Consider the following 20,502-nt stretch of genomic DNA (forward strand, 5'->3'; position numbering starts at 1 on the left):
TGCCAGCGCATAAGCTTGGACCGTGGACCCCCTTCTCCTGACGCTCGTGGCCGGGCTGGTAGGCCTGGCCCTCGGCGTGACCGGCATGGCGGCGTTCCGCGCGAGCGAAGTGCAACGGCTCCGGCTCCTCTACGAGGACGAACCGTCCCTGCCCGACGGCGCCGCGGAGGTCCTTTCCATCATCGGGAGGGCGTACGTGATCGTGGACGCGATCGACGGCGTCGTCCGCGCGAGTCCTGCGGCCTATGCCTTCGGCCTCGTCCGCGGACATACGGTGGTCCACTCCGAGCTCCTCGACCTCACGGCCCGCGTCCGCCGCGACGGCGTGATCGAGCAGCATCAGCTCGAACTCCCCCGCGGCCCCCTGGGCCAGGGGACGATCGTGGTGCAGGTCCGCGTCGCCGCCCTCGGCGCCGAATACATCCTGATCCTCGCGGACGACCGCACCGAGATCACCCGGACCGAGGAGATCCGCAACGACTTCGTCGCGAACGTGTCCCACGAGCTGAAGACGCCCGTGGGTGCGATCTCCCTCCTCGCCGAGGCGATCGACGACGCCGCCGAGGACGAGGTGGCCGTCCGTCGATTCGCCCAGCGCATGCACAAGGAGTCCGGTCGGCTGTCCGCGCTCGTGCAGGACATCATCGAGCTCTCCCGACTCCAGGGGGCCGACATCGTCCGCCGCGGCAAGCCGGTGGACATCAACTCGGTGGTCGCCGAGGCCGTGGACCGCAACAAGCTCCCCGCCGAGAGCAAGCAGATCGACATCGTGGTCGGCGGATCGGTCCCCACCCCCGTACACGGTGACCGGGACCTGCTCATGACGGCCTTCCGGAACCTCATCGACAACGCCATCCGCTATTCACCCGGAGGCACCCGGGTGGGTGTCGGGCTCCGCTCCCGCGACGGCCTCGTGCAGGTGTCGGTCACGGACCAGGGCGTGGGCATCACGCCCGAGGAGCAGGAACGCATCTTCGAGCGCTTCTACCGCATCGACGCCGCCCGGTCCCGCCAGACCGGCGGTACCGGTCTCGGTCTGAGCATCGTCAAGCACGTGGTGTCCAACCACGGCGGCGAAGTCACCGTGTGGTCGCAGTCCGGGCAGGGCAGTACGTTCACCGTCCGGTTGCCCGAGATGGAAGGCACGGTGGACGACGACGCAGCGGCGGACCGTCCCGCATCGACCGACGGCACCACCCCGCTGATCGAGCGGAAACCAGGGAAGAGGGGCAGCAGCGCTGCCCATGAGCAGGGAGTCAAGGCTTGAGCCGCATTCTGATCGTCGAGGACGAGGAGTCGTTCAGCGACCCGCTGTCCTACCTCCTCGGCAAGGAAGGGTACGAGGTGTCCGTCGTGGACAACGGCCCTGATGCCATCACCGAGTTCGACCGCTCGGGTGCCGACCTGGTGCTGCTCGACCTCCAGCTGCCCGGACTGCCGGGAACCGAGGTCTGCCGACAGCTCCGCCAGCGGTCCAGCGTGCCCGTCATCATGCTGACCGCGAAGGACGCCGAGATCGACAAGGTGGTGGGACTGGAACTCGGAGCCGACGACTACGTGACCAAGCCGTACTCCTCCCGCGAGCTCGTGGCCCGTGTCCGTGCAGTGCTGCGGCGCCAGGGCGAACCCGAGGAACTCATCTCGAACACCATCCAGGCCGGTCCGGTCCGCATGGATATCGAACGGCACGTCGTGAGTGTCGACGGCGAGCAGGTGGCACTCCCGCTGAAGGAGTTCGAGCTGCTCGAGATGCTGCTCCGCAATTCGGGCAGGGTCCTGACCCGGGGCCAGCTGATCGACCGGGTGTGGGGTTCGGACTACGTGGGGGACACCAAGACCCTGGATGTCCACGTGAAGCGGCTGCGCGGCAAGGTGGAGCCCGACCCCTCGAACCCGCGCTACCTCATCACCGTGCGGGGGCTTGGCTACAAGTTCGAGCCCTGAGCGGGCTCGTCCCGGAGGCGAGCCGCCCGACGTCGTCCTGCGACGTACGACGTGCTGCCGACACGGAACTGCCCGCACCCGATCGGTCGGGTGCGGGCAGCGCGAGCAGTCAGGGAACCGAAGGCTACTCGCCCTCGGCTGCTTCCTCGGTCGCTTCGGGCTCGCTCGGCCGCGGCGTGAAACCGCCGGGCACGAAGTCGCGGTACTCCTCGAGAGTCCCGTCGAGCACCGGCACCTGGAAGGTGGCCTCTTCGCCGTCGGCCTCGAAGTCGACGTCGACCAGCGAGCCCGGGATGTCCTCCAGCCCCTCGAGGGTGGCGTCGTCCGCGGTCTCGTCCTCGAACCTGAACTCGCCGTCGCCGTCGATGGTGATGCTGGTTTCGGCCCCGCCTGCCCGAATGGACAGGTCCACGGGCTGGTCACTGGTGTTGAACACCGTGCCCACGAGCCGACCTGCGCTCTCGTCCTCACTGCCCACGATCAGGACGTTGCGGAGCAGGACCGGTCCGAAGTCCTTCACGATGCCGTCCGAGGCGGCGTACTGCGTCGTCGTGGACTGCTCGGTGGTGAAGGTGCAGCCGGAGACCCCCAGCATGACCAGCACGGCGCCGGCAGCAACGGACTGCTGCACTCGTTTCTTGGGTGCGAAATTCACAGCACAGACTCCTGGGGTTCAACAGGTGGGACAGGGACGTAATCCGAAGGGGACCTAGAGGACAGACTATCGGCAACGACGTCCGATCGTGGTCTCGGTTCCGGCCGTACGTCGGGAGCTGATCCACCTGATGCCCCGTCCGTCAAGAGGCGAATGATAGCCAGTCCAGCGCGATTCGGCTCCCTGACCTGCGCAAACGTGCCCGTCGGCGTGTCGTTGCCGTGATAAACTGATTCCCGGGAAAGGGGAAGTTCACATGGTTTTTGAGGTCGGCGAAACAGTTGTTTACCCGCATCACGGCGCAGCGAAGATCGAGGAGATCAAGATGCGCGTCGTCAAGGGCGAAGAGAAGATGTACCTCAAGCTCAAGGTGGCCCAGGGTGATCTGACGATAGAAGTACCTGCAGAGAACGTTGACCTCGTAGGGGTTCGCGACGTGGTGGGCAAGGAGGGGCTCGAGCATGTGTTCGACGTCCTGCGTGCCGAGTTCACCGAGGAGCCGACCAACTGGTCGCGGCGCTACAAGGCGAACCTCGAGAAGCTCGCCTCCGGCGACGTCATCAAGGTCGCCGAGGTGGTCCGCGATCTCTGGCGCCGCGATCACGACCGCGGTCTGTCGGCCGGCGAGAAGAGGATGCTCGCCAAGGCGCGGCAGATCCTGATCTCCGAGCTGGCCCTGGCCGAGAAGACCGACGAAGAGAAGGCCGCGAGCGTTCTCGACGAGGTCCTCGCCTCCTAGGAGATGAGCCGACCAGAAGGAGGGACCTCCGGGTCCCTCCTTTTCCGTGGTGTCATAGGGTGACGGAGTGTCCGAGATGAATCCCCAGCATCCCGCTCCGGTCGAGGTGGGCGTCGTCATCGTCGCCGCCGGCTCCGGACAACGCCTCGGCCACGGCATTCCCAAGGCCCGTGTCCTCTGCGGCGGACGCACCCTCCTGGACCACGCCCTCGAGGCAGTGCTCCTGTCCGGCGTCGCCACCGCCGTCGTCGTGGTGCTCCCCGAGGACGACGCCGTCCTGGCCGCCGTCGTCGCGGAGGCCGCCGGGCGGACCGCGGCACTGCACGCTCCGGTCCCCATCTCGGCCGTGGCCGGCGGTGCCACCCGCACGGCGTCGGTCCGGGCCGGGCTGGACGCCCTGCCGCCAACGGTCGGCGTCGTCCTGGTCCACGACGCCGCACGCGCGCTCGCACCCCCCGCCGTCTTCCGGCGGGTCGCCACCGGCGTCGCGCAGGGTGCGCCGGCGATCGTCCCCGTCCTGCCGGTGGTCGACACGGTCAAGGTCGTCGACGGTGGCCTCGTCACGGCCACCCCTGATCGCGCCGCGCTGCGGGCCGTACAGACCCCTCAGGGGTTCGACGCCGACACTCTCCGCGCAGCCCATGCCGGCGCCGCCGCGGCACATCCCGGTATCACGGACGACGCCATGCTCATGGAGGCACTGGGCCACGCGGTCCATGTGGTCGAGGGCGATCCGCTGGCGTTCAAGGTCACCACGCCGCTCGACCTCGTCATCGCCGAAGCGGTCCTCGCACAGAGGGCCGCGGGCGACGCCGGCCAGCCCGGCCGGGGTCCGAGCGACCCGGACCCGGACGCCCCGGACTCGGACCAGGGCCCGGACCCGGACACCGCCCCGACCACCAGCAGGAGCAGCCATGTACCTGAGTGAGCACCTCCACCTCCCGCGCACGGGAATCGGCGTCGACGTCCACGCCTACGCGCCGGAGGCCGAGGCCGGAGGACCGGTCACCCCGCTCTGGCTCGCCGGACTGCTGTGGGAGGGGGAACGCGGGCTGTCGGGACACTCCGACGGCGACGTCGTGGCCCACGCAGCCGCCGACGCCCTGTTCTCCGCGGCCGGGGTCGGGGACCTCGGGACCCACTTCGGCACGGATCGCCCCGAATACGCCGGGGCGTCGGGCCATACCCTCCTCGCCGCCGCCGCGGAGATCGTGCGGCAGGCGGGGTTCGACATCGGCAACATCGCTGTCCAGCTCATCGGCAACCGCCCGAAGTTCGGACCGCGCCGGGCCGAGGCGGAGGCCGTGCTGTCCGACGCGGCACAGGCGCCCGTGAGCATCTCGGCCACCACGACCGACGGACTCGGCCTCACGGGCAGGGGCGAGGGCGTCGCGGCCATCGCGACAGCCGTCGTCGTCCGGTCCGGCGCCGGGGTGACGCCCCCCGCTCCGGAGAAGCGAAGCCCGCCGCCGGGTAATCTGGACCGGTGAGCCTGCGATTCTATGACACCGCCCGCGCCGAGGTGCGCCCCTTCGAACCCCTCGAACCGGGCAGGGCGAGTCTCTACTACTGCGGCGCCACCGTGCAGGGCATGCCCCACGTCGGGCACGTCCGGTCCGCCATCGCCTTCGACCAGCTCACGCGCTGGCTCGAGGCTCGCGGCCTGCGCGTCACCGTCGTGCGGAACGTCACCGACATCGACGACAAGATCCTCGCCCGGTCCCAGGATTCCTTCCGCCCGGGAGCGACGGACGGGGACCCGTCCCTGCTGCCGGAGGAACCGTGGTGGGCATTGGCCTTCCGCTTCGAGCAGGAGTTCCAGCGGGCGTACTCCGCCCTCGGCGTCCGCCCTCCCACCTACGAGCCGCGCGCTACGGGCCATATCCCCGAGATGCACGCACTCATCCAGCTCCTCATCGACCGGGGTCATGCCTACCCGGCACCGGACGGCTCCGGCGACGTCTACTTCGACGTCCGCTCCTGGCCCGCCTACGGCAGCCTGACACGGCAGGACATCGACGACATGCAGGCGGCACCCGACGCCGATCCGCGGGGCAAGAAGGATCCGCGCGACTTCGCGCTCTGGAAGGGCTCCAAGGAGTCCGACCCGCCGTCGGCGTCCTGGCCGAGCCCCTGGGGTGCAGGCAGGCCCGGCTGGCACCTCGAATGCTCGAGCATGGTGACCAAGTACCTCGGCACCGAGTTCGACATCCATGGCGGGGGACTGGACCTCCGCTTCCCGCACCACGAGAACGAGATGGCGCAGTCCCAGGCTGCAGGTCACCCGTTCGCCCGGTTCTGGATGCACAACGGGATGGTCACCTACCGCGGGGAGAAGATGTCGAAGTCGATCGGCAACACCGTCAGCCCGCAGGAGATGATCGACGCCGCCGGGCCCCGCGTCGTGCGGTACTACCTCGGCCAGGCGCACTACCGCTCGGTGCTCGACTACCGCGAGACCTCGCTGCCGGAGGCGGCCGCCGCGGTGGCACGCATCGACGGCTTCATCGCGAAGGCCTCCGCCCGTGTCGGAGCGCCGGACCGGGCGCTCTCGCCGGCGGACCTCCCCGCGGCCTTCGTGGACGCCATGGACGACGACCTCAACGTGCCCCAGGCCCTCGCGGTACTCCATACCACGGTGCGCTCCGGCAACACCCGCCTGGCCGGGGGTGACGACGACGCCGTGCGCGCCGATCTCACCGCCGTCGTCGCCATGACCGGTGTGCTCGGGCTCGACGACGCCGGAGCCCCCGTCACGCCAGGGGACACGGCGGCAGCCACGGCACTCGACGCCCTCGTGGGCGACCGCATCGCCGAACGGAGCGCCGCCCGCAGTGCGCGGGACTGGGCCCGGGCGGATGCTATCCGTGATGCCCTGGCCGCCGCCGGGATCACGCTCGAGGACTCCGCCGACGGCGCCACCTGGTCGCTGGCAGGGAACTGATCCGGGACTCCGCGACGCCGTCGGGACAGCGTTGCCCCGGCAGCCGGACGGCGTCGGGAAGGCGCGTGCCGAGGCAGTCGACTCGCTCCGCGTAAACTGGAGTCGATTCTTCTTCTATATAAAGGTGTTCTTCCATGGCCAGTCACGGACGTCCAGGCGCGGTGCGCAAAACGAAAAAGGGCCCCACCATCGGCACCGGCGGCCACGGACGCAAGTCGCTCGAGGGGAAGGGCCCCACTCCCAAGGCGGAGGACCGCCCCTACCACAAGTCGTACAAGAACAAGGAGCTGGCCGAGCGTTCGGCGGCGAAGCGGGCCGGCGGCAAGAGCGCCGGCACCGGTCGTACGAAGGGCAAGGCGGCCGAGGAGGTCGTCACGGGCCGCAACTCGGTCGTCGAGGCGCTCCGCGCCGGCATCCCGGCGAAGGCGCTGCACGTCGCCATCCGCATCGAGATGGACGACCGCGTCCGCGAGTCCCTGAAGATGGCGGCCGAGCGCGGCATCCCCGTCATGGAGACCGGCAAGCCCGAACTGGACCGCATGACCGACGGCGCGGTGCACCAGGGCCTCATGCTGCAGATCCCGCCCTACGAGTACGCCGACGCGCTCGACCTCGTCGACGAGACCATCGAGCGGTACCGGCGCGGCCACATCGGCAACGCCCCGCTCTTCGTCGCGCTGGACGGCATCACCGATCCCCGCAACCTCGGCGCCATCATCCGTTCGGCGTCGGCCTTCAGCGCCCACGGCGTGATCGTCCCCGAGCGACGCGCCGTCGGCGTGACGGCATCGGCCTGGAAGACCAGCGCCGGTGCCGCCGTCCGCGTGCCCGTCGCACGCGTCGGCAACCTGAACTCCGCGCTGAAGTCCCTCAAGGCCAAGGGCATCTTCGTCCTCGGGCTCGACGGCGACGGCGATGTCTCCCTCCCGGAGCTGTCCCTCGGCCGCGACCCCATCTGCATCGTCGTCGGCTCGGAGGGCAAGGGCCTGTCCCGGCTGGTGCGCGAGAACTGCGACCAGATCGTCTCCATCCCGATCGAATCCGCCATGGAATCGCTCAATGCCTCGATGGCGGTGGGGATCACACTGTACGAGGTCTCCCGTCAGCGTTCCGCCTGACCTGCAATGGTGAATCCCGCCCCGTTGCCCCGCCCGTCGCGAGAATTCCCGCTGGGGCTCCACGCCATCACCGGGGCCCGGGGGCGGGACGCTCACGCCAACGCCGCGGTCTGGGCGCCGGCCATCCCCTCGATCGACGTGCACTGGCGTCGCATGGACGGGACCTGGACCTCGGAGACACTGGTAGGGCTCGACGGCGGCGTCCACCACGGCGTCGTGGGCCCGGTGTCCCCGGGGTCCCTCTACGCCTTCTGGCCCACGGGCCAGGAGCTGCCCGGAGCAGTGGGTGAGGCGCAGCTGCTCCTCGATCCCTACTCCCGGGCGATCGAGGTCGTCGACACGCCACCCGGGGCGGACGGGTCGACGTCGCGCTCCTACTACTCCGTGTTCCTCGAGCACGCCTTCGACTGGGGTCCGAGCGAGCGACCCCACACCCCGTGGCGGGACACCGTCATCTACGAAGCCCACGTCAAGGGACTCACGAAGCTCCACCCGGGCATCCCCGAGGAACTGCGGGGCACGTATGCGGGGCTGGGGCACCCCGTCATGATCGAGTACCTCCGCGACCTCGGGGTGACCGCCGTCGAGCTCCTGCCCATCCACTTCCACCTCGACGAGCCGCACCTCGAGCCCCTGGGCCTCGGCAACTACTGGGGGTACAACACCCTCGGTTTCTTCTCGGCGCACACCGAGTACGCGACGGCCGCCGCCCGGGCCGCGGGTCCGAGCGCGGTGCTCGACGAGTTCAAGGGCATGGTCCGCGCGCTCCACGAGGCCGGACTCGAGGTGATCCTCGACGTCGTGTACAACCACACGGCGGAGGGCGAGCAGCACCGGCCGGCCCTCTGCTGGCGGGGACTGGGCGATCTCGACTACTACCGGCACGACCACGCCGGGCAGTATGTGGACACGACCGGCTGCGGCAACAGCCTCGACTTCTCCCAGCCCAGGGTCGTCGAGTTCGCACTGGACTCGCTGCGCTACTGGGTGGAGGAGTGCCAGGTGGACGGTTTCCGGTTCGACCTCGCCGTGACGCTGTCCCGCGACGAGCACAACGACTTCACCCCGAGGCACCCCTTCCTCGTCGCGGCCGGCGCCTCCAAGGCGCTCCGCGGCACGAAGCTCATCGCGGAGCCGTGGGACATCGGACCGGACGGATGGCAGACCGGGCGGTTCCCCGTGGGCTGGGCCGACTGGAACGACGGCTTCCGCGACACCGTGCGCGACTTCTGGCTCCGCGACATCGCCTCGCTCGCGCACGGCGGCACCGGATCCTCGCCCGCCCGCCTGGCAGGCTGCCTCGCCGGCTCGGCGGAGACCTTCGCGCACTCCGGCCGCAGCGCCCTCGCGTCCGTCAACCTCGTCACCGCCCACGACGGCTTCACGCTCGCGGACCTGACGGCGTACGAGCGCAAGCACAACGAGGCCAACGGCGAGGGCAACCGGGACGGTCACAACGACAACCGCAGCTACAACCACGGCGCGGAGGGTCGCACGGAGGACGAGGGCATCCTCGCGGCCCGCGAGCGGACGGCCCGCAACATCATGGCCTCGCTGCTCATCTCGCTGGGCGTCCCCATGCTCACGGCCGGCGACGAGTTCGGCCGCACCCAGGCCGGGAACAACAACGCCTACTGCCAGGACAACGAGCTCGCCTGGGTGCACTGGCCCGACGACGCCACGTCCCGGCGCCTGCTCGCATCGACGCGCACGTTGCTGGCCATCCGGCGGGCCTTCCTGGCCGAGCAGCCACCGTCCTTCCCGTCCCGCGGGGACCAGTCGACCCTGCTGTGGTTCAACGCCGCGGGGCTCCCGATGACCGCCCAGGAGTGGGAGGACCCCCGGACGAGGACCGTGCAGCTCATCCTCGGCTCCGCCGGCGGGACGGTCAACGGGCTGGTGGTGATCAACGGCTCGCTCGAGGAGGTTCGCATCCACCTGCCCTCGGCGTGGATCCTGCAGCAGCAGGGCATCGAACGGGAGCAGCCCCGCGCGTTCGGGCCGGTCTTCGACTCCGCGTCCCGCGAGCCGATGACCGCCCAGGCCCCGCTGCAGTCGGGCGAGGCGGACACCGTGGCCGCCGACTCCGTCCGTATCTACCGCTGCTGACACACTGCGGCTGACAGATGCTGCTGACGCAGCGCCCGTGGTTCGGTCCTTTCCCACCCGGTCCGGCCGGCAGGCGGCGCGTCGCGGGGCCACACGCGGCCGACCCTTCCGAAGCCCGGGAGCGACGGCGGGTCGCTCGGACGGCAGGCGCCGGCAACGACAGCGTGTCCTGACGCTCAGACGGCAGGAGCCCGGGACCCCGACGAGGGGTCCCGGGCTCCTGCGATGCCGGTCAGGCGTTGACGACGAGTCCCAGCTCGGCCTTCGTGGCGAGGGTCGCGTGCTTCGGCAGCACGCGCACCGTGTAACCGAAGGATCCGGAGTGATCGATCCTGATGCCGCCACGGAACAGGTAGCGGCCGCTGCCGAGATTCTCGGCGACCTCCAGGTCCCGAACCGTGACATCGCTCAGTTCGTCCGTCTCGAGGGCTCGGCCGTAGGCCACCTCGACGGCGACGTCGTCCGGGTCGAGCCCCCCGAGGGAGACGTAGGCGTCGACCGTCAGCGAGTCACCGATCTGCGGATCCTCCGTGACCCCGGACGAGTCCACGTGCTCCACCTGGACCGCCGGCCAGCTGCCCTGCACACGGGAACGCCACGCGGCGGTCCTCTTCGCCAGGGCGTAGTTCTCGGCCGCAGCAGCGCGGCCGGCACGCCAGGCCGGGCGGTACAGCTTCTCCACGTAGTCCTGCAGCATGCGCTCGGCGGACACCGCGGGGCCGAGGGTCGCCATCGTGTGCTTGATCATCGCGATCCACTGATGCGGCACACCATCGCGCGAGGGCTCCGACGGGCCGGCGGCCCCGGCTCCCTCGGCAGGCACCTGGGAGTAGAAGCGCGGCGCGACCTGCGTCTCGAGGAGGTCGTAGAGTGCTGCCGCCTCGATGTCGTCGCGGTCGTCGGCGGAGGCCCCGTTGTTGGCCGTCGGGATGGCCCAGCCGTTGTCGCCGTCGTACATCTCGTCCCACCAGCCGTCCAGCACGGACAGGTTCAGGCCGCCGTTGATGGCGGCCTTCATGCCCGAGGTACCGCAGGCCTCCAATGGTCGCAACGGGTTGTTCAGCCAGACGTCGCAGCCGGGGAAGAGGGTGCGGGCCATCGCGATGTCGTAGTTGGGCAGGAACACGATCCGGTGGCGGACCGCGGGGTCGTCGGTGAACCGCACCAGGTCCTGGATCATCCGCTTGCCCTGCTCGTCGGCGGGGTGCGACTTGCCGGCGATCACGAGCTGGATGGGATGTTCCGGGTGCAGGAGCAGGGCCTTCAGGCGCGCGGGGTCGCGCAGCATGAGGGTGAGGCGCTTGTAGGTCGGCACGCGGCGCGCGAAGCCGATCGTGAGGACGTCAGGGTCCAGCACCGAATCGGTCCAGCTCAGCGCGGCATCCGCCGCGCCCCGCTTCTTCCACGAGGAGCGTAGACGCTGGCGCACGTCCTCGACGAGGTTGGAGCGGAGGTTGCGCCGTAGCTCCCAGACATCCGTGTCCGGCACGTCGTACACCTTGGTCCACTGCGGGTCCAGGACGGACTCGGCGCCGAAGCTGGTGCGGGCGAAGTCCGCGATCTGCGGGTCCACCCAGCTCGGCACGTGCACGCCGTTGGTCACCGACGTGATGGGCACCTCCTGGGTGTCGAACCCCGGCCAGAGCCCCGAGAACATGCCCCGCGACACCTCGCCGTGCAGCTTCGCCACACCGTTCGCGCGCTGGGCCAGGCGGAGGCCCATCACGGCCATGTTGAACTTCGAGCGGTCGCCGTCGTCGTAGTTCTCCGCACCGAGGGCGAGGACGCGGTCCGTGGGGACGGACGGCGCGAGGCCCGCGTGGAAGAAGTGCTCGATCTGCGCGCGGTCGAACCGGTCGATGCCGGCCGGCACCGGGGTGTGCGTGGTGAAGACGGTCGAGGCACGACCGGCCGTGAGCGCCTCCTCCCAGCTCATGGGGGACTCGTTCGAGGGGTCCATGAGCTCGCGGATGCGTTCGATGCCGAGGAAGCCGGCGTGACCCTCGTTGGTGTGGAACACCTCGGGAGCCGGGGTGCCGGTGAGCCGCTCGAAGATGCGCAGCGCCTTCACGCCGCCCATGCCGAGGAGCAGCTCCTGCTGCAGCCGCTGGTCGCCGCCCCCGCCGTAGAGCCGGTCGGTTACGTTGCGGGCCGCCTCGTCGTTGCCCGGGACGTTGGAGTCGAGGAGCAGCAGGGGGACACGGCCGACGTCGGCACGCCAGATGTGCGCGACGAGCTGGCGGCCGTTGGGCAGCGGGAGCACGACCCTCGCGGCGGAGCCGTCCTGCTCGCGGAGCAGGGTCAGGGGCAGCCCGTCCGGATCGAGGACCGGGTAGGTCTCCTGTTGCCAGGCGTCCTGCGAGAGGGACTGCTTGAAATAGCCGGACTGGTAGAGCAGGCCGACGCCGATCAGGGGGATGCCGAGATCGGAGGCGGATTTCAGGTGATCGCCCGCCAGGATGCCGAGGCCGCCGGAGTACTGGGGGAGAACTGCGGCGATGCCGTACTCGGGGGAGAAGTAGGCGATGCTGCGCGGGGCATCGTCGCCGAGCCCCTGGTACCAGCGCGGTTGCGTCAGGTAGTCGTCGAGATCGGCGCCCACCTCCTGAATGCGCTGGACCAGCACCTCGTCGCCGGCGAGCTTCTCGAGCTTCTCGCGCGTCACGGAGCCGAGGAAGGACACCGGATCATGGCCGCTCTCCTCCCAGGCTGCGCGGTCGATCTCCTCGAACAGGCGCGAGGTCGGCAAGTGCCACGACCAGCGCAGATTGCCGGCGAGTTTGCCGAGCGGTGCGATCTTCTCGGGGAGGACGGTTCGGACGGTAAATCTGCGGATTGCCTTCACCCCGGTTACGCTAGCGCACTCGCTGAGCGGTATGGCGGAACGCCTGCGTAAACGCTTGCCCGATATGTTATTGACGCGCATGTTACGGAAAGCTCCCTTAGCAATTCAGCCCATTACTCGCTAACGTCATACGGGTGACCACCACTAGCGACCAGAACCGAAATGCCCCTTATCCCGAAGGACTGCGGTTCGGCCGCATCCCCATCACCGCGGTCAGTCCCGTCGTCGAGGACGGACGCTTCCCGGCCAAGGCCCTTCCGGGCTCGGACATCGCGGTAGGTGCCACCGTCTTCAGGGAAGGACACGACCAGCTGGGTGTCTCGGCGGTCCTGTACGATCCCCGGGGCAAGGAAGTGCAGCGCATCCGGATGACTCCGGTCGGCTCGGGGCTGGACCGTTGGGCCGGCATCCTGACCCCGCGCACCAAGGGCCTGCACACCTTCACCATCGAAGGCTGGTCCGACCTCTTCGGGACATGGGAGCACGACGCGACCATCAAGATCGCCGCCGGTGTCGACGTCGAGTTGATGCTGATGGAGGGCTCCGCGCTCTTCACCCGTGCAGCCGGGGAGCGCACCGCACGCGACGCCGCCCTCTTCCGCCGCACCGCCGCGACCCTCGCCAACACCTCCCTGACCGTCGAGGAGCGCCTCGCCGTGGGCCTGACTCCCCAGATCCACGAGGCGATCGCCCGCCGGCCCATCCGCTCGCTGGTCACCGCATCCCGCGCCTACCCGATCGACGTCGAGCGGGAGCTCGCCGGCCGCGCCGCCTGGTACGAGTTCTTCCCGAGGTCGGAAGGTGCCACCTACGACCCGGAGACCGCACAGTGGACCTCCGGCACGTTCCGGGAGGCCGCCAAGCGCCTGGACGCCGTGGCCGCCATGAACTTCGACGTCGTCTACCTCCCGCCGATCCACCCGATCGGCCACACGCACCGCAAGGGACCGAACAACACGCTGACGGCGGGCCCCGGCGACCCGGGTTCGCCTTGGGCGATCGGCTCCGCGGAGGGCGGCCATGACGCCATCCATCCCGACCTCGGTACCTTCGAGGACTTCGACGCCTTCGTCGCACGGGCCGGCGAGCTCGGCCTCGAGGTGGCCCTGGACCTCGCACTGCAGGCCGCACCCGATCACCCCTGGGTGACGACGCACCCCGAGTGGTTCACCACACGCGTCGACGGCTCCATCGCCTACGCGGAGAACCCCCCGAAGAAGTACCAGGACATCTACCCCATCAACTTCGACAACGACCCCCAGGGTCTGGCGAAGGAGATCCTGCGGATCGTCCTCATGTGGGTCCAGCACGGCGTGAAGATCTTCCGCGTGGACAACCCGCACACCAAGCCCGTGCAGTTCTGGGAGTGGCTCATCGCGAAGGTGAACAAGAAGCACCCCGATGTCGTCTTCCTGGCCGAGGCCTTCACACGCCCGCCCATGATGCACGCGCTGGGCCGCGCCGGGTTCCAGCAGTCCTACTCCTACTTCACGTGGCGCAACACCAAGACCGAGCTCGAGGAGTACTTCACGGAGATCAGCCAGGTCTCCCCGGCGTACTTCCGGCCCAACTTCTTCGTCAACACCCCGGACATCCTGACCGAGTACCTCCAGTACGGTGGCCCGGCCGCGTTCAAGATCAGGGCTGTGCTCGCCTCCATGGCGAGCCCGCTGTGGGGCGTCTACTCCGGCTACGAGCTCTTCGAGCACGTGGCCCGGCCGGGTGCCGAGGAGTACATCGACAACGAGAAATTCCAGTACCGTCCGCGGGACTACGCCGCAGCGGAGGCGGAGGGCCGCTCACTGGCCCCCTTCATCACGAGGCTCAACGCCATCCGGCGCGCGCATCCGGCGCTGGGGGACCTCGAGAACCTGACGATCCACCGCAGCACCGACCCGGCCACGATGGTCTTCGTCAAGCACAAGCAGACGGCCGAGGGCAAGGACACGATCGTCGTCGTCGTCAACGTCGATCCGCACAGCACCCGCGAGAGTACGGTGTCGCTCGATCTGGCAACATTGGGCCTCGATGCGGGTGATGTCGACGAGAGCGGTACCTTCCTCGTGGACGACCTGATCACCGGACAGACCTTCGCCTGGGGCGAGCACAACTACGTCCGGCTGGACCCCCACGTGGAACCAGCTCATATTCTCTCAATCAGGAGGCAGCACTAGTGCCCAACCCCTTTCAGCTCAACGCACCCGGACTGGCCCACGACCCCCTCTGGTACCGCAAGGCGGTCTTCTACGAGGCTCTGGTACGCGGTTTCGCCGATGCGAACGGGGACGGCTCCGGTGACCTGTCCGGTCTGATCGAGAAGCTGGACTACCTCCAGTGGCTCGGCGTCGACTGCCTGTGGCTGCCGCCTTTCTTCAAGTCGCCGCTGCGCGACGGCGGGTACGACATCTCGGACTACTACGACGTCCTGGACGAGTTCGGCTCCCTCAGCGACTTCAAACGGCTCGTCGCCGAGGCGCATGCCCGCGGCGTCCGGGTCATCATCGACCTGCCCGTGAATCACACCTCCGACCAGCACCACTGGTTCCAGGAATCCCGCCGCGACCCGGAGGGGCCTTACGGGGACTTCTACGTCTGGAGCGACACCGACGAGAAGTACGAGGACGCGCGCATCATCTTCGTCGACACCGAGGAGTCCAACTGGACGTTCGACCCGGTGCGCCGGCAGTTCTTCTGGCACCGCTTCTTCAGCCACCAGCCGGATCTCAACTTCGAGAACCCGAAGGTGCAGGAAGCCATCTTCGACGTCGTGAAGTTCTGGCTCGACCAGGGCATCGACGGGTTCCGCGCGGACGCCATCCCCTACCTGTTCGAGGAGGAGGGCACCAACTGCGAGAACCTGCCGAAGACGCACGAGTTCCTGAAGCGGCTGCGTGCCATGGTCGACGAGACCTACCCGGGCCGCGTCATCATCGCCGAGGCGAACCAGATGCCGGACGAGGTCGTCGAGTACTTCGGCGATGCCGACGGCCCGGAGTGCCACATGGCGTTCCACTTCCCGATCATGCCGCGGCTCTTCTACGCGCTGCGTGACCAGAAGGCGGCACCGATCATCGAGACGATGAAGGACACCCCCGACATCCCGGCCGGGGCACAGTGGGGCACCTTCCTCCGCAACCATGACGAGCTCACGCTCGAGATGGTCACCAGCGAGGAGCGCGAGGCCATGCTGGGCTGGTACGCGCCGGATCCCCGCATGCGGGCGAACGTCGGTATCCGTCGTCGCCTGTCTCCGCTCCTCGACAACTCACGTGCCGAGGTGGAGCTCATCCACGCACTCCTGCTGTCCCTGCCGGGCAGCCCGTTCCTCTACTACGGGGACGAGATCGGCATGGGCGACAACATCTGGCTGGAGGACCGCGACGCATCGCGCACGCCGATGCAGTGGAACCCCGACCGCAACGCGGGCTTCTCCCCGGTGGATCCGGGCAAGCTGTACCTGCCGGTCGTCCAGTCGCTCGTCTATCACTACAACCATGTGAACGTCGAAGCCCAGATGGCCACCTCCAGCTCGCTGCTGCACTGGGTGCGCCAGATGCTCGCCGTGCGCAAGGCACACCCCGCCTTCGGGCTGGGCTCCTTCCGCCACGTGGCCGTCGAGTCCGAACACGTGCTCGCCTTCCTCCGGGAGATCGACGAGAGCAACGCCGAGGGCGAGCAGGCGGAGTCGGTGCTGTGCGTCTTCAACCTCTCGCAGCACCCGGTCGCGGCAAGGATGCACCTTCCCGAGTTCGCGGGCCGCGGCCTGCGGGACCTCTTCGGCGGGTCGATCTTCCCGACCTTCGGCGAGGACGGCGAGGTCACCCTGACGCTCGGCAGCCACGACTTCTTCTGGCTCCGCGTCCGCTCCGCCAGTTCGAACACGTCCTCCCCGCACACCCAGTCCATGCCCGTGATCCCCGTCCCGGAGCCGATCAAATGACGGCGGCGCACACACCGTTCATCCCGGAGATCCTGACCGCGTGGCTTCCCACGCAGCGGTGGTTCCCGGCACGCACGCAGTCGGTCGACCTGACGGTCGTCGGCGGCACGGTCCTCGAGGACCCGACGGGCGCAGCAGGCTTCGAGGTGCACTTCCTCGCCGTCGACTCGGGACGCCGCACCGACGTCGTGAGTGTGCCGATCAGCTACCGGAGCGAACCGCTCGACGACGCCGCATCCGGCCTCATCGGCCGGGTGGACCACCCCGACCTGGGGTCGCGATGGGCCTACGACGCCACGCACGACGCCGATTTCGTGCGCCTCTGGGTGGACTTCATGCTCAGCGCCGGCAGCACGGACGACGGGCGCCTCAACGGCGTCGCCATCAAGGCGCCGGCCCGCCAGGAGTCCGGAACCGTCCAGCCCGTCAAGGTCCTGCAGGGCGAGCAGTCGAACACCTCGGTGATCTACGGCTCCGGCCCAGGCTCCATGATCGTGAAGTTCTTCCGCGTGCTCGCTGCCGGCGACAGCCCCGACGTGGTGCTCAGCGCCCAGCTCACGGCGGGAGGCTCCACCGACACCCCGGACACCTTCAGCTGGGTGACGGGCACCTGGCAGGACGCCGACGCCGCCCCGGGCCACCACGTCACGGGGCATGTGAGTGTGCTGCGCGACTTCGTGGAGGGCAGCACCGACGCCTGGCGCACAGCGTCCCTCGCGGCGTCCACCGGTACCGACTTCACCGCGGAGGCCCGTGGACTCGGGCAGGCCGTCGCGAGGATCCATCGGCAGCTCGACTCCTCCTTCGGCCACCGCACGGCGACCGACGCCGAGGAGAAGGATTTCAAGGAGGCCCTCGCGGCGCGCATCCGCTGGGCCTGGGAGGAAGCCGGTACCGCCGTCGGGCCGCTCGGCGCAGAGGTCGAGCGCATCATCGGTGCCGTGGAGACGCTCGGGGACATCCCGCCCCTGCAGAGGATCCACGCGGACCTGCACCTCGGCCAGATCCTGCAGGCGCCGGACGGCACCTGGCTCGTCATCGACTTCGAGGGCGAGCCCCTGCGGCCCACCGCGGAGCGGAGCGTCCCGGACGTTCCGTTGCGCGACGTCGTCGGCATGGTCCGCTCGCTCGAGTACGCGGCGGCGTCACGCGGCGCCGCGCCCATCGGCTCGCCCGAGGCGGCCGAGACGCAGGACTGGTCCGCCGCCGCTCGTGAGGCCTTCCTCGCGGGCTACGCCGAGGAAGCCGGTGCACCCGTCGACACGGACGGCCCGCTCTTCCGTGCACTCTGGCTGGACAAGGCCCTGTACGAAGTCGTCTACGAGATCCGCAACAGACCGGACTGGGTCGAGATGCCCGTCCGGGATGTCCGACGCGCGTTGGGTGCACAACCCGGCGCGGACGCCACGAAAGCAGCTGACATGAACCCTCCCAAGAAAGCCGGCCCCCGCAAGGGTGCGGGCAAGGAAACCCTCGCGGACAAGGCAGCGAAAGCCGTCACCGGAACCGCGAAGGCGGTGGCCGACAAGGCGAAGAGCGCGACGGCCGACCTCACCGACAAGACGAAGAGCGCGACGGCCGACCTCGCCGACAAGGCGAAGGACGCGGCCCCGGAGACGAAGGCCGCATCGCCGGCTGTCGACCTCACGCCAGCGGCGGTCGACCCGTCCGTGCTGCAGCAGGTCTCCGAGGGCTCCTACCACCAGCCCCACGCCGTACTCGGCGCCCACCTGAACAGCGACGACGTCGTCACGATCCGCACGCTGCGCCGTCTCGCCCGGTCCGTCACCGTCGTGACCGGAACCGGCCGCACGGAACTGACGCACGAACACAACGGCATCTGGGTCGGCACGCTGGAGGCCGAGAACCCGGGGCATGTCCCCGACTACCGGCTCGAGGTCGCCTACGACGGCGACCCGGTCACGGTCGACGACCCCTACCGGTTCCTGCCGACCCTCGGCGAGATCGACATGCACCTCCTCGGTGAGGGGCGGCACGAGACCCTGTGGACCGCGCTCGGCGCGCACGTCCGCCGCTACTCGTCCGTCCTCGGAGACATCCATGGGGTGTCCTTCTCGGTCTGGGCGCCGAACGCCCGCGCCGTCCGCGTGATGGGCGAGTTCAACGACTGGGACGGCAGCATCAACGCGATGCGCGTCCTGGGCAGCACGGGCATCTGGGAGATCTTCATCCCCGGGGCCGGTGCCGGCACCGTCTACAAGTTCGAGATCCTCGGCAGCGACGGGCAGTGGCGCCAGAAGGCCGACCCGATGGCCCGGGGCACCGAGATCCCGCCGCTCACCGGCTCCAAGGTCGTCGAGTCGACCTACGTCTTCGGCGACGACGAGTGGATGCAGGCTCGCGCGGCCACCGACCCCCACAACGGGCCCATGAGCGTGTACGAAGTGCACCTCGGTTCCTGGCGGGAGGGGCTCGGCTACCGTGAACTGGCCGAGCAACTCGTGGAGTACGTCTCCTGGCAGGGCTTCACCCACGTGGAACTCATGCCCGTCGCGGAGCACCCGTTCGGCGGGTCGTGGGGCTACCAGGTCACGTCCTACTTCGCGCCGACGTCCCGCTTCGGCTCGCCCGACGACTTCAGGTACCTCGTCGACAGGCTTCACCAGGCCGGTATCGGCGTCATCATGGACTGGGTCCCCGCGCACTTCCCCAAGGACGAGTGGGCGCTGGCGAATTTCGACGGCGGGACCCTGTACGAGCACGGCGACCCGTTCCTCGGCGAGCACCGCGACTGGGGGACGCTCATCTTCGACTTCGGCCGCCGGGAGGTCCGCAACTTCCTCGTCGCGAATGCCCTGTACTGGCTCGAGGAGTTCCACATCGACGGTCTGCGGGTCGACGCCGTCGCGTCGATGCTGTACCTGAACTACTCCCGCGAGGAAGGCCAGTGGCGCCCGAACAAGTTCGGCGGCCAGGAGAACCTCGAGGCCATCTCCTTCCTGCAGGAGGTCACGGCGACCGCCTACAAGAGGGCGCCGGGAATCGTCATGGTGGCCGAGGAGTCGACGGCGTTCGACGGCGTCACCCGGGCGACCAGCGCCGGTGGACTCGGATTCGGCATCAAGTGGAACATGGGCTGGATGCACGACACCCTCGAGTACATCGCCGAGGACCCGATCAACCGGATGCACCACCACGGCAAGGCGACCTTCTCCATGGTGTATGCGTACACCGAGAACTTCATGCTGCCCATCAGCCATGACGAGGTCGTCCATGGGAAGGGCTCCCTCCTGCGCAAGATGCCGGGTGACCGGTGGCAGCAGCTGGCGAACGTCCGCGCGTACCTGGCGTTCCAGTGGGCGCACCCCGGCAAGCAGCTGATCTTCATGGGCACGGAGTTCGCGCAGGAGTCCGAATGGGCCGAGCAGCACAGCCTCGACTGGTGGCTCACGGACACCCCGTCGCACAAGGGAGTCCAGCAGCTCGTCCGGTCCCTGAACGCGGTGTACCGCGAGACCCCGGCGCTGTTCGCCCGCGACAACGAGCCCGCCGGCTTCCAGTGGATCGACGAGAACGACGGCGAGCACAACACGCTGTCCTTCATCCGCTGGGACCACCAGGGCAACCCGCTCGTCTGTATCGCGAACTTCGCCGGCGGTCCGCATGAAGGGTTCCGCGTCGGGCTCCCCTGGGCGGGGGAGTGGACCGAGGTGCTCAACACCGACTCGGAGGAGTTCGGGGGCTCGGGTGTCGGCAACTCCGGGGTCGTGACGGCCCGCGAGGGAGCGCACAACGGACAGCCCGCCTACGGTGACGTCCGCGTCCCGCCGCTCGGCGTGCTGTATCTGAAACCCGCCACCTCCTGACCTGCACCACCCGAGCAGCGGCGTACCCCGGCTTGGGTCCCTCCGCTGCTTTTGCATCCGGTCCGCACCGGTGCTATCGTTTAGATCCGCGCCGATGAAGTGATCTGGTCGGCCGACAACCTCACATCCAGGGCTGGAGTCCTGTCCTCGCGGACGGACCAGAGGGCCGGGATGACGGGAATCGGCGGATTTGCAGATACGAATCTGGTGCGGGTAAGCTTGAAAAGTTGCTCCGGAGCGATGACATGACGGTTTGGTTGTGTTTGGTGCCGGTTGTTCCTGTTGTTTGAGAACTCAATAGTGTGCCAAGTTTGTTGATACCGATTGTTTTTTGATTGGTTGAATTGGCTGGTTGCCGCGCATTTTGTGTGTGGTGGCTGG

General features: G+C 68.8%; 14 protein-coding genes. 11 read left to right on the plus strand and 3 right to left on the minus strand.

What is annotated here, in order from left to right; translation table 11 throughout:
- Positions 1-22 precede the first annotated feature (22 nt).
- Both ACX80F_RS09310 and ACX80F_RS09315 read left to right on the plus strand, forming a co-directional pair.
- On the plus strand, positions 23-1,267 hold the full coding sequence (locus ACX80F_RS09310; RefSeq protein ID WP_459336093.1) for a sensor histidine kinase: 1,245 nt from the start codon (positions 23-25) through the stop codon (positions 1,265-1,267).
- A complete protein-coding gene (locus tag ACX80F_RS09315; RefSeq protein WP_459336094.1) occupies positions 1,264-1,944 on the plus strand; it encodes a winged helix-turn-helix domain-containing protein in 681 nt (226 codons plus the stop codon). Before ACX80F_RS09310 ends, ACX80F_RS09315 begins: the two co-directional genes overlap by 4 nt.
- Before the next feature lie 124 nt (positions 1,945-2,068).
- Here ACX80F_RS09315 and ACX80F_RS09320 read toward each other — a convergent pair whose 3' ends face one another.
- The gene (locus ACX80F_RS09320; protein ID WP_459336095.1) at positions 2,069-2,599 is read right to left on the minus strand and encodes a hypothetical protein; all 531 of its coding nucleotides are present in this window, start codon (positions 2,597-2,599) and stop codon (positions 2,069-2,071) included.
- A gap of 256 nt (positions 2,600-2,855) precedes the next feature.
- Between ACX80F_RS09320 and ACX80F_RS09325 the strand changes: the two genes are divergently transcribed.
- From ACX80F_RS09325 to glgX, 6 genes are all read left to right on the plus strand, one after another.
- Positions 2,856-3,338 carry a CarD family transcriptional regulator gene (locus ACX80F_RS09325; protein WP_043443336.1) on the plus strand — a complete coding sequence of 161 codons (483 nt, stop codon included), beginning with the start codon at positions 2,856-2,858 and terminating at the stop codon, positions 3,336-3,338.
- A gap of 76 nt (positions 3,339-3,414) precedes the next feature.
- On the plus strand, positions 3,415-4,266 hold the full coding sequence (gene ispD, locus ACX80F_RS09330) for a 2-C-methyl-D-erythritol 4-phosphate cytidylyltransferase (RefSeq protein WP_459336115.1): 852 nt from the start codon (positions 3,415-3,417) through the stop codon (positions 4,264-4,266).
- Entirely contained in the window at positions 4,253-4,828 is a 576-nt protein-coding gene (gene ispF / locus ACX80F_RS09335; RefSeq protein ID WP_459336096.1) for a 2-C-methyl-D-erythritol 2,4-cyclodiphosphate synthase, read from the plus strand. Before ispD ends, ispF begins: the two co-directional genes overlap by 14 nt.
- Positions 4,825-6,282, plus strand: coding sequence for a cysteine--tRNA ligase (gene cysS, locus ACX80F_RS09340; RefSeq protein WP_459336097.1), 1,458 nt, complete (start codon positions 4,825-4,827; stop codon positions 6,280-6,282). Before ispF ends, cysS begins: the two co-directional genes overlap by 4 nt.
- Before the next feature lie 134 nt (positions 6,283-6,416).
- Positions 6,417-7,400, plus strand: coding sequence for a 23S rRNA (guanosine(2251)-2'-O)-methyltransferase RlmB (gene rlmB, locus ACX80F_RS09345; protein WP_459336098.1), 984 nt, complete (start codon positions 6,417-6,419; stop codon positions 7,398-7,400).
- 6 nt (positions 7,401-7,406) lie between these two features.
- The gene (glgX, locus tag ACX80F_RS09350; RefSeq protein ID WP_459336099.1) at positions 7,407-9,509 is read left to right on the plus strand and encodes a glycogen debranching protein GlgX; all 2,103 of its coding nucleotides are present in this window, start codon (positions 7,407-7,409) and stop codon (positions 9,507-9,509) included.
- A 232-nt stretch (positions 9,510-9,741) separates the two neighbouring features.
- On the opposite strand, the gene glgP is transcribed toward glgX, so the two are convergent.
- On the minus strand, positions 9,742-12,354 hold the full coding sequence (gene glgP / locus ACX80F_RS09355; protein ID WP_459336100.1) for an alpha-glucan family phosphorylase: 2,613 nt from the start codon (positions 12,352-12,354) through the stop codon (positions 9,742-9,744).
- Between the two features lie 134 nt (positions 12,355-12,488).
- Here glgP and ACX80F_RS09360 point away from each other — a divergent pair, with 134 nt between their 5' ends.
- The 3 genes from ACX80F_RS09360 to glgB are packed head-to-tail and all read left to right on the plus strand — an operon-like array spanning position 12,489 to position 20,121.
- Positions 12,489-14,528: an alpha-1,4-glucan--maltose-1-phosphate maltosyltransferase gene (locus ACX80F_RS09360; RefSeq protein WP_459336101.1), complete on the plus strand. Its 2,040-nt coding sequence runs from the start codon at positions 12,489-12,491 to the stop codon at positions 14,526-14,528.
- Positions 14,528-16,294: a maltose alpha-D-glucosyltransferase gene (gene treS / locus ACX80F_RS09365; protein WP_459336102.1), complete on the plus strand. Its 1,767-nt coding sequence runs from the start codon at positions 14,528-14,530 to the stop codon at positions 16,292-16,294. The genes ACX80F_RS09360 and treS overlap by 1 nt, the downstream gene beginning before the upstream one ends.
- Positions 16,291-20,121 (plus strand): 1,4-alpha-glucan branching protein GlgB, encoded by a 3,831-nt coding sequence (gene glgB / locus ACX80F_RS09370; protein WP_459336103.1) that lies wholly within the window; start codon positions 16,291-16,293, stop codon positions 20,119-20,121. Before treS ends, glgB begins: the two co-directional genes overlap by 4 nt.
- Before the next feature lie 80 nt (positions 20,122-20,201).
- Here glgB and ACX80F_RS09375 read toward each other — a convergent pair.
- The coding region (locus ACX80F_RS09375; RefSeq protein ID WP_459336104.1) for a hypothetical protein at positions 20,202-20,502 on the minus strand (301 nt) is incomplete at its 5' end.

The sequence above is a fragment of the Arthrobacter sp. TMS2-4 genome, assembly GCF_054511075.1.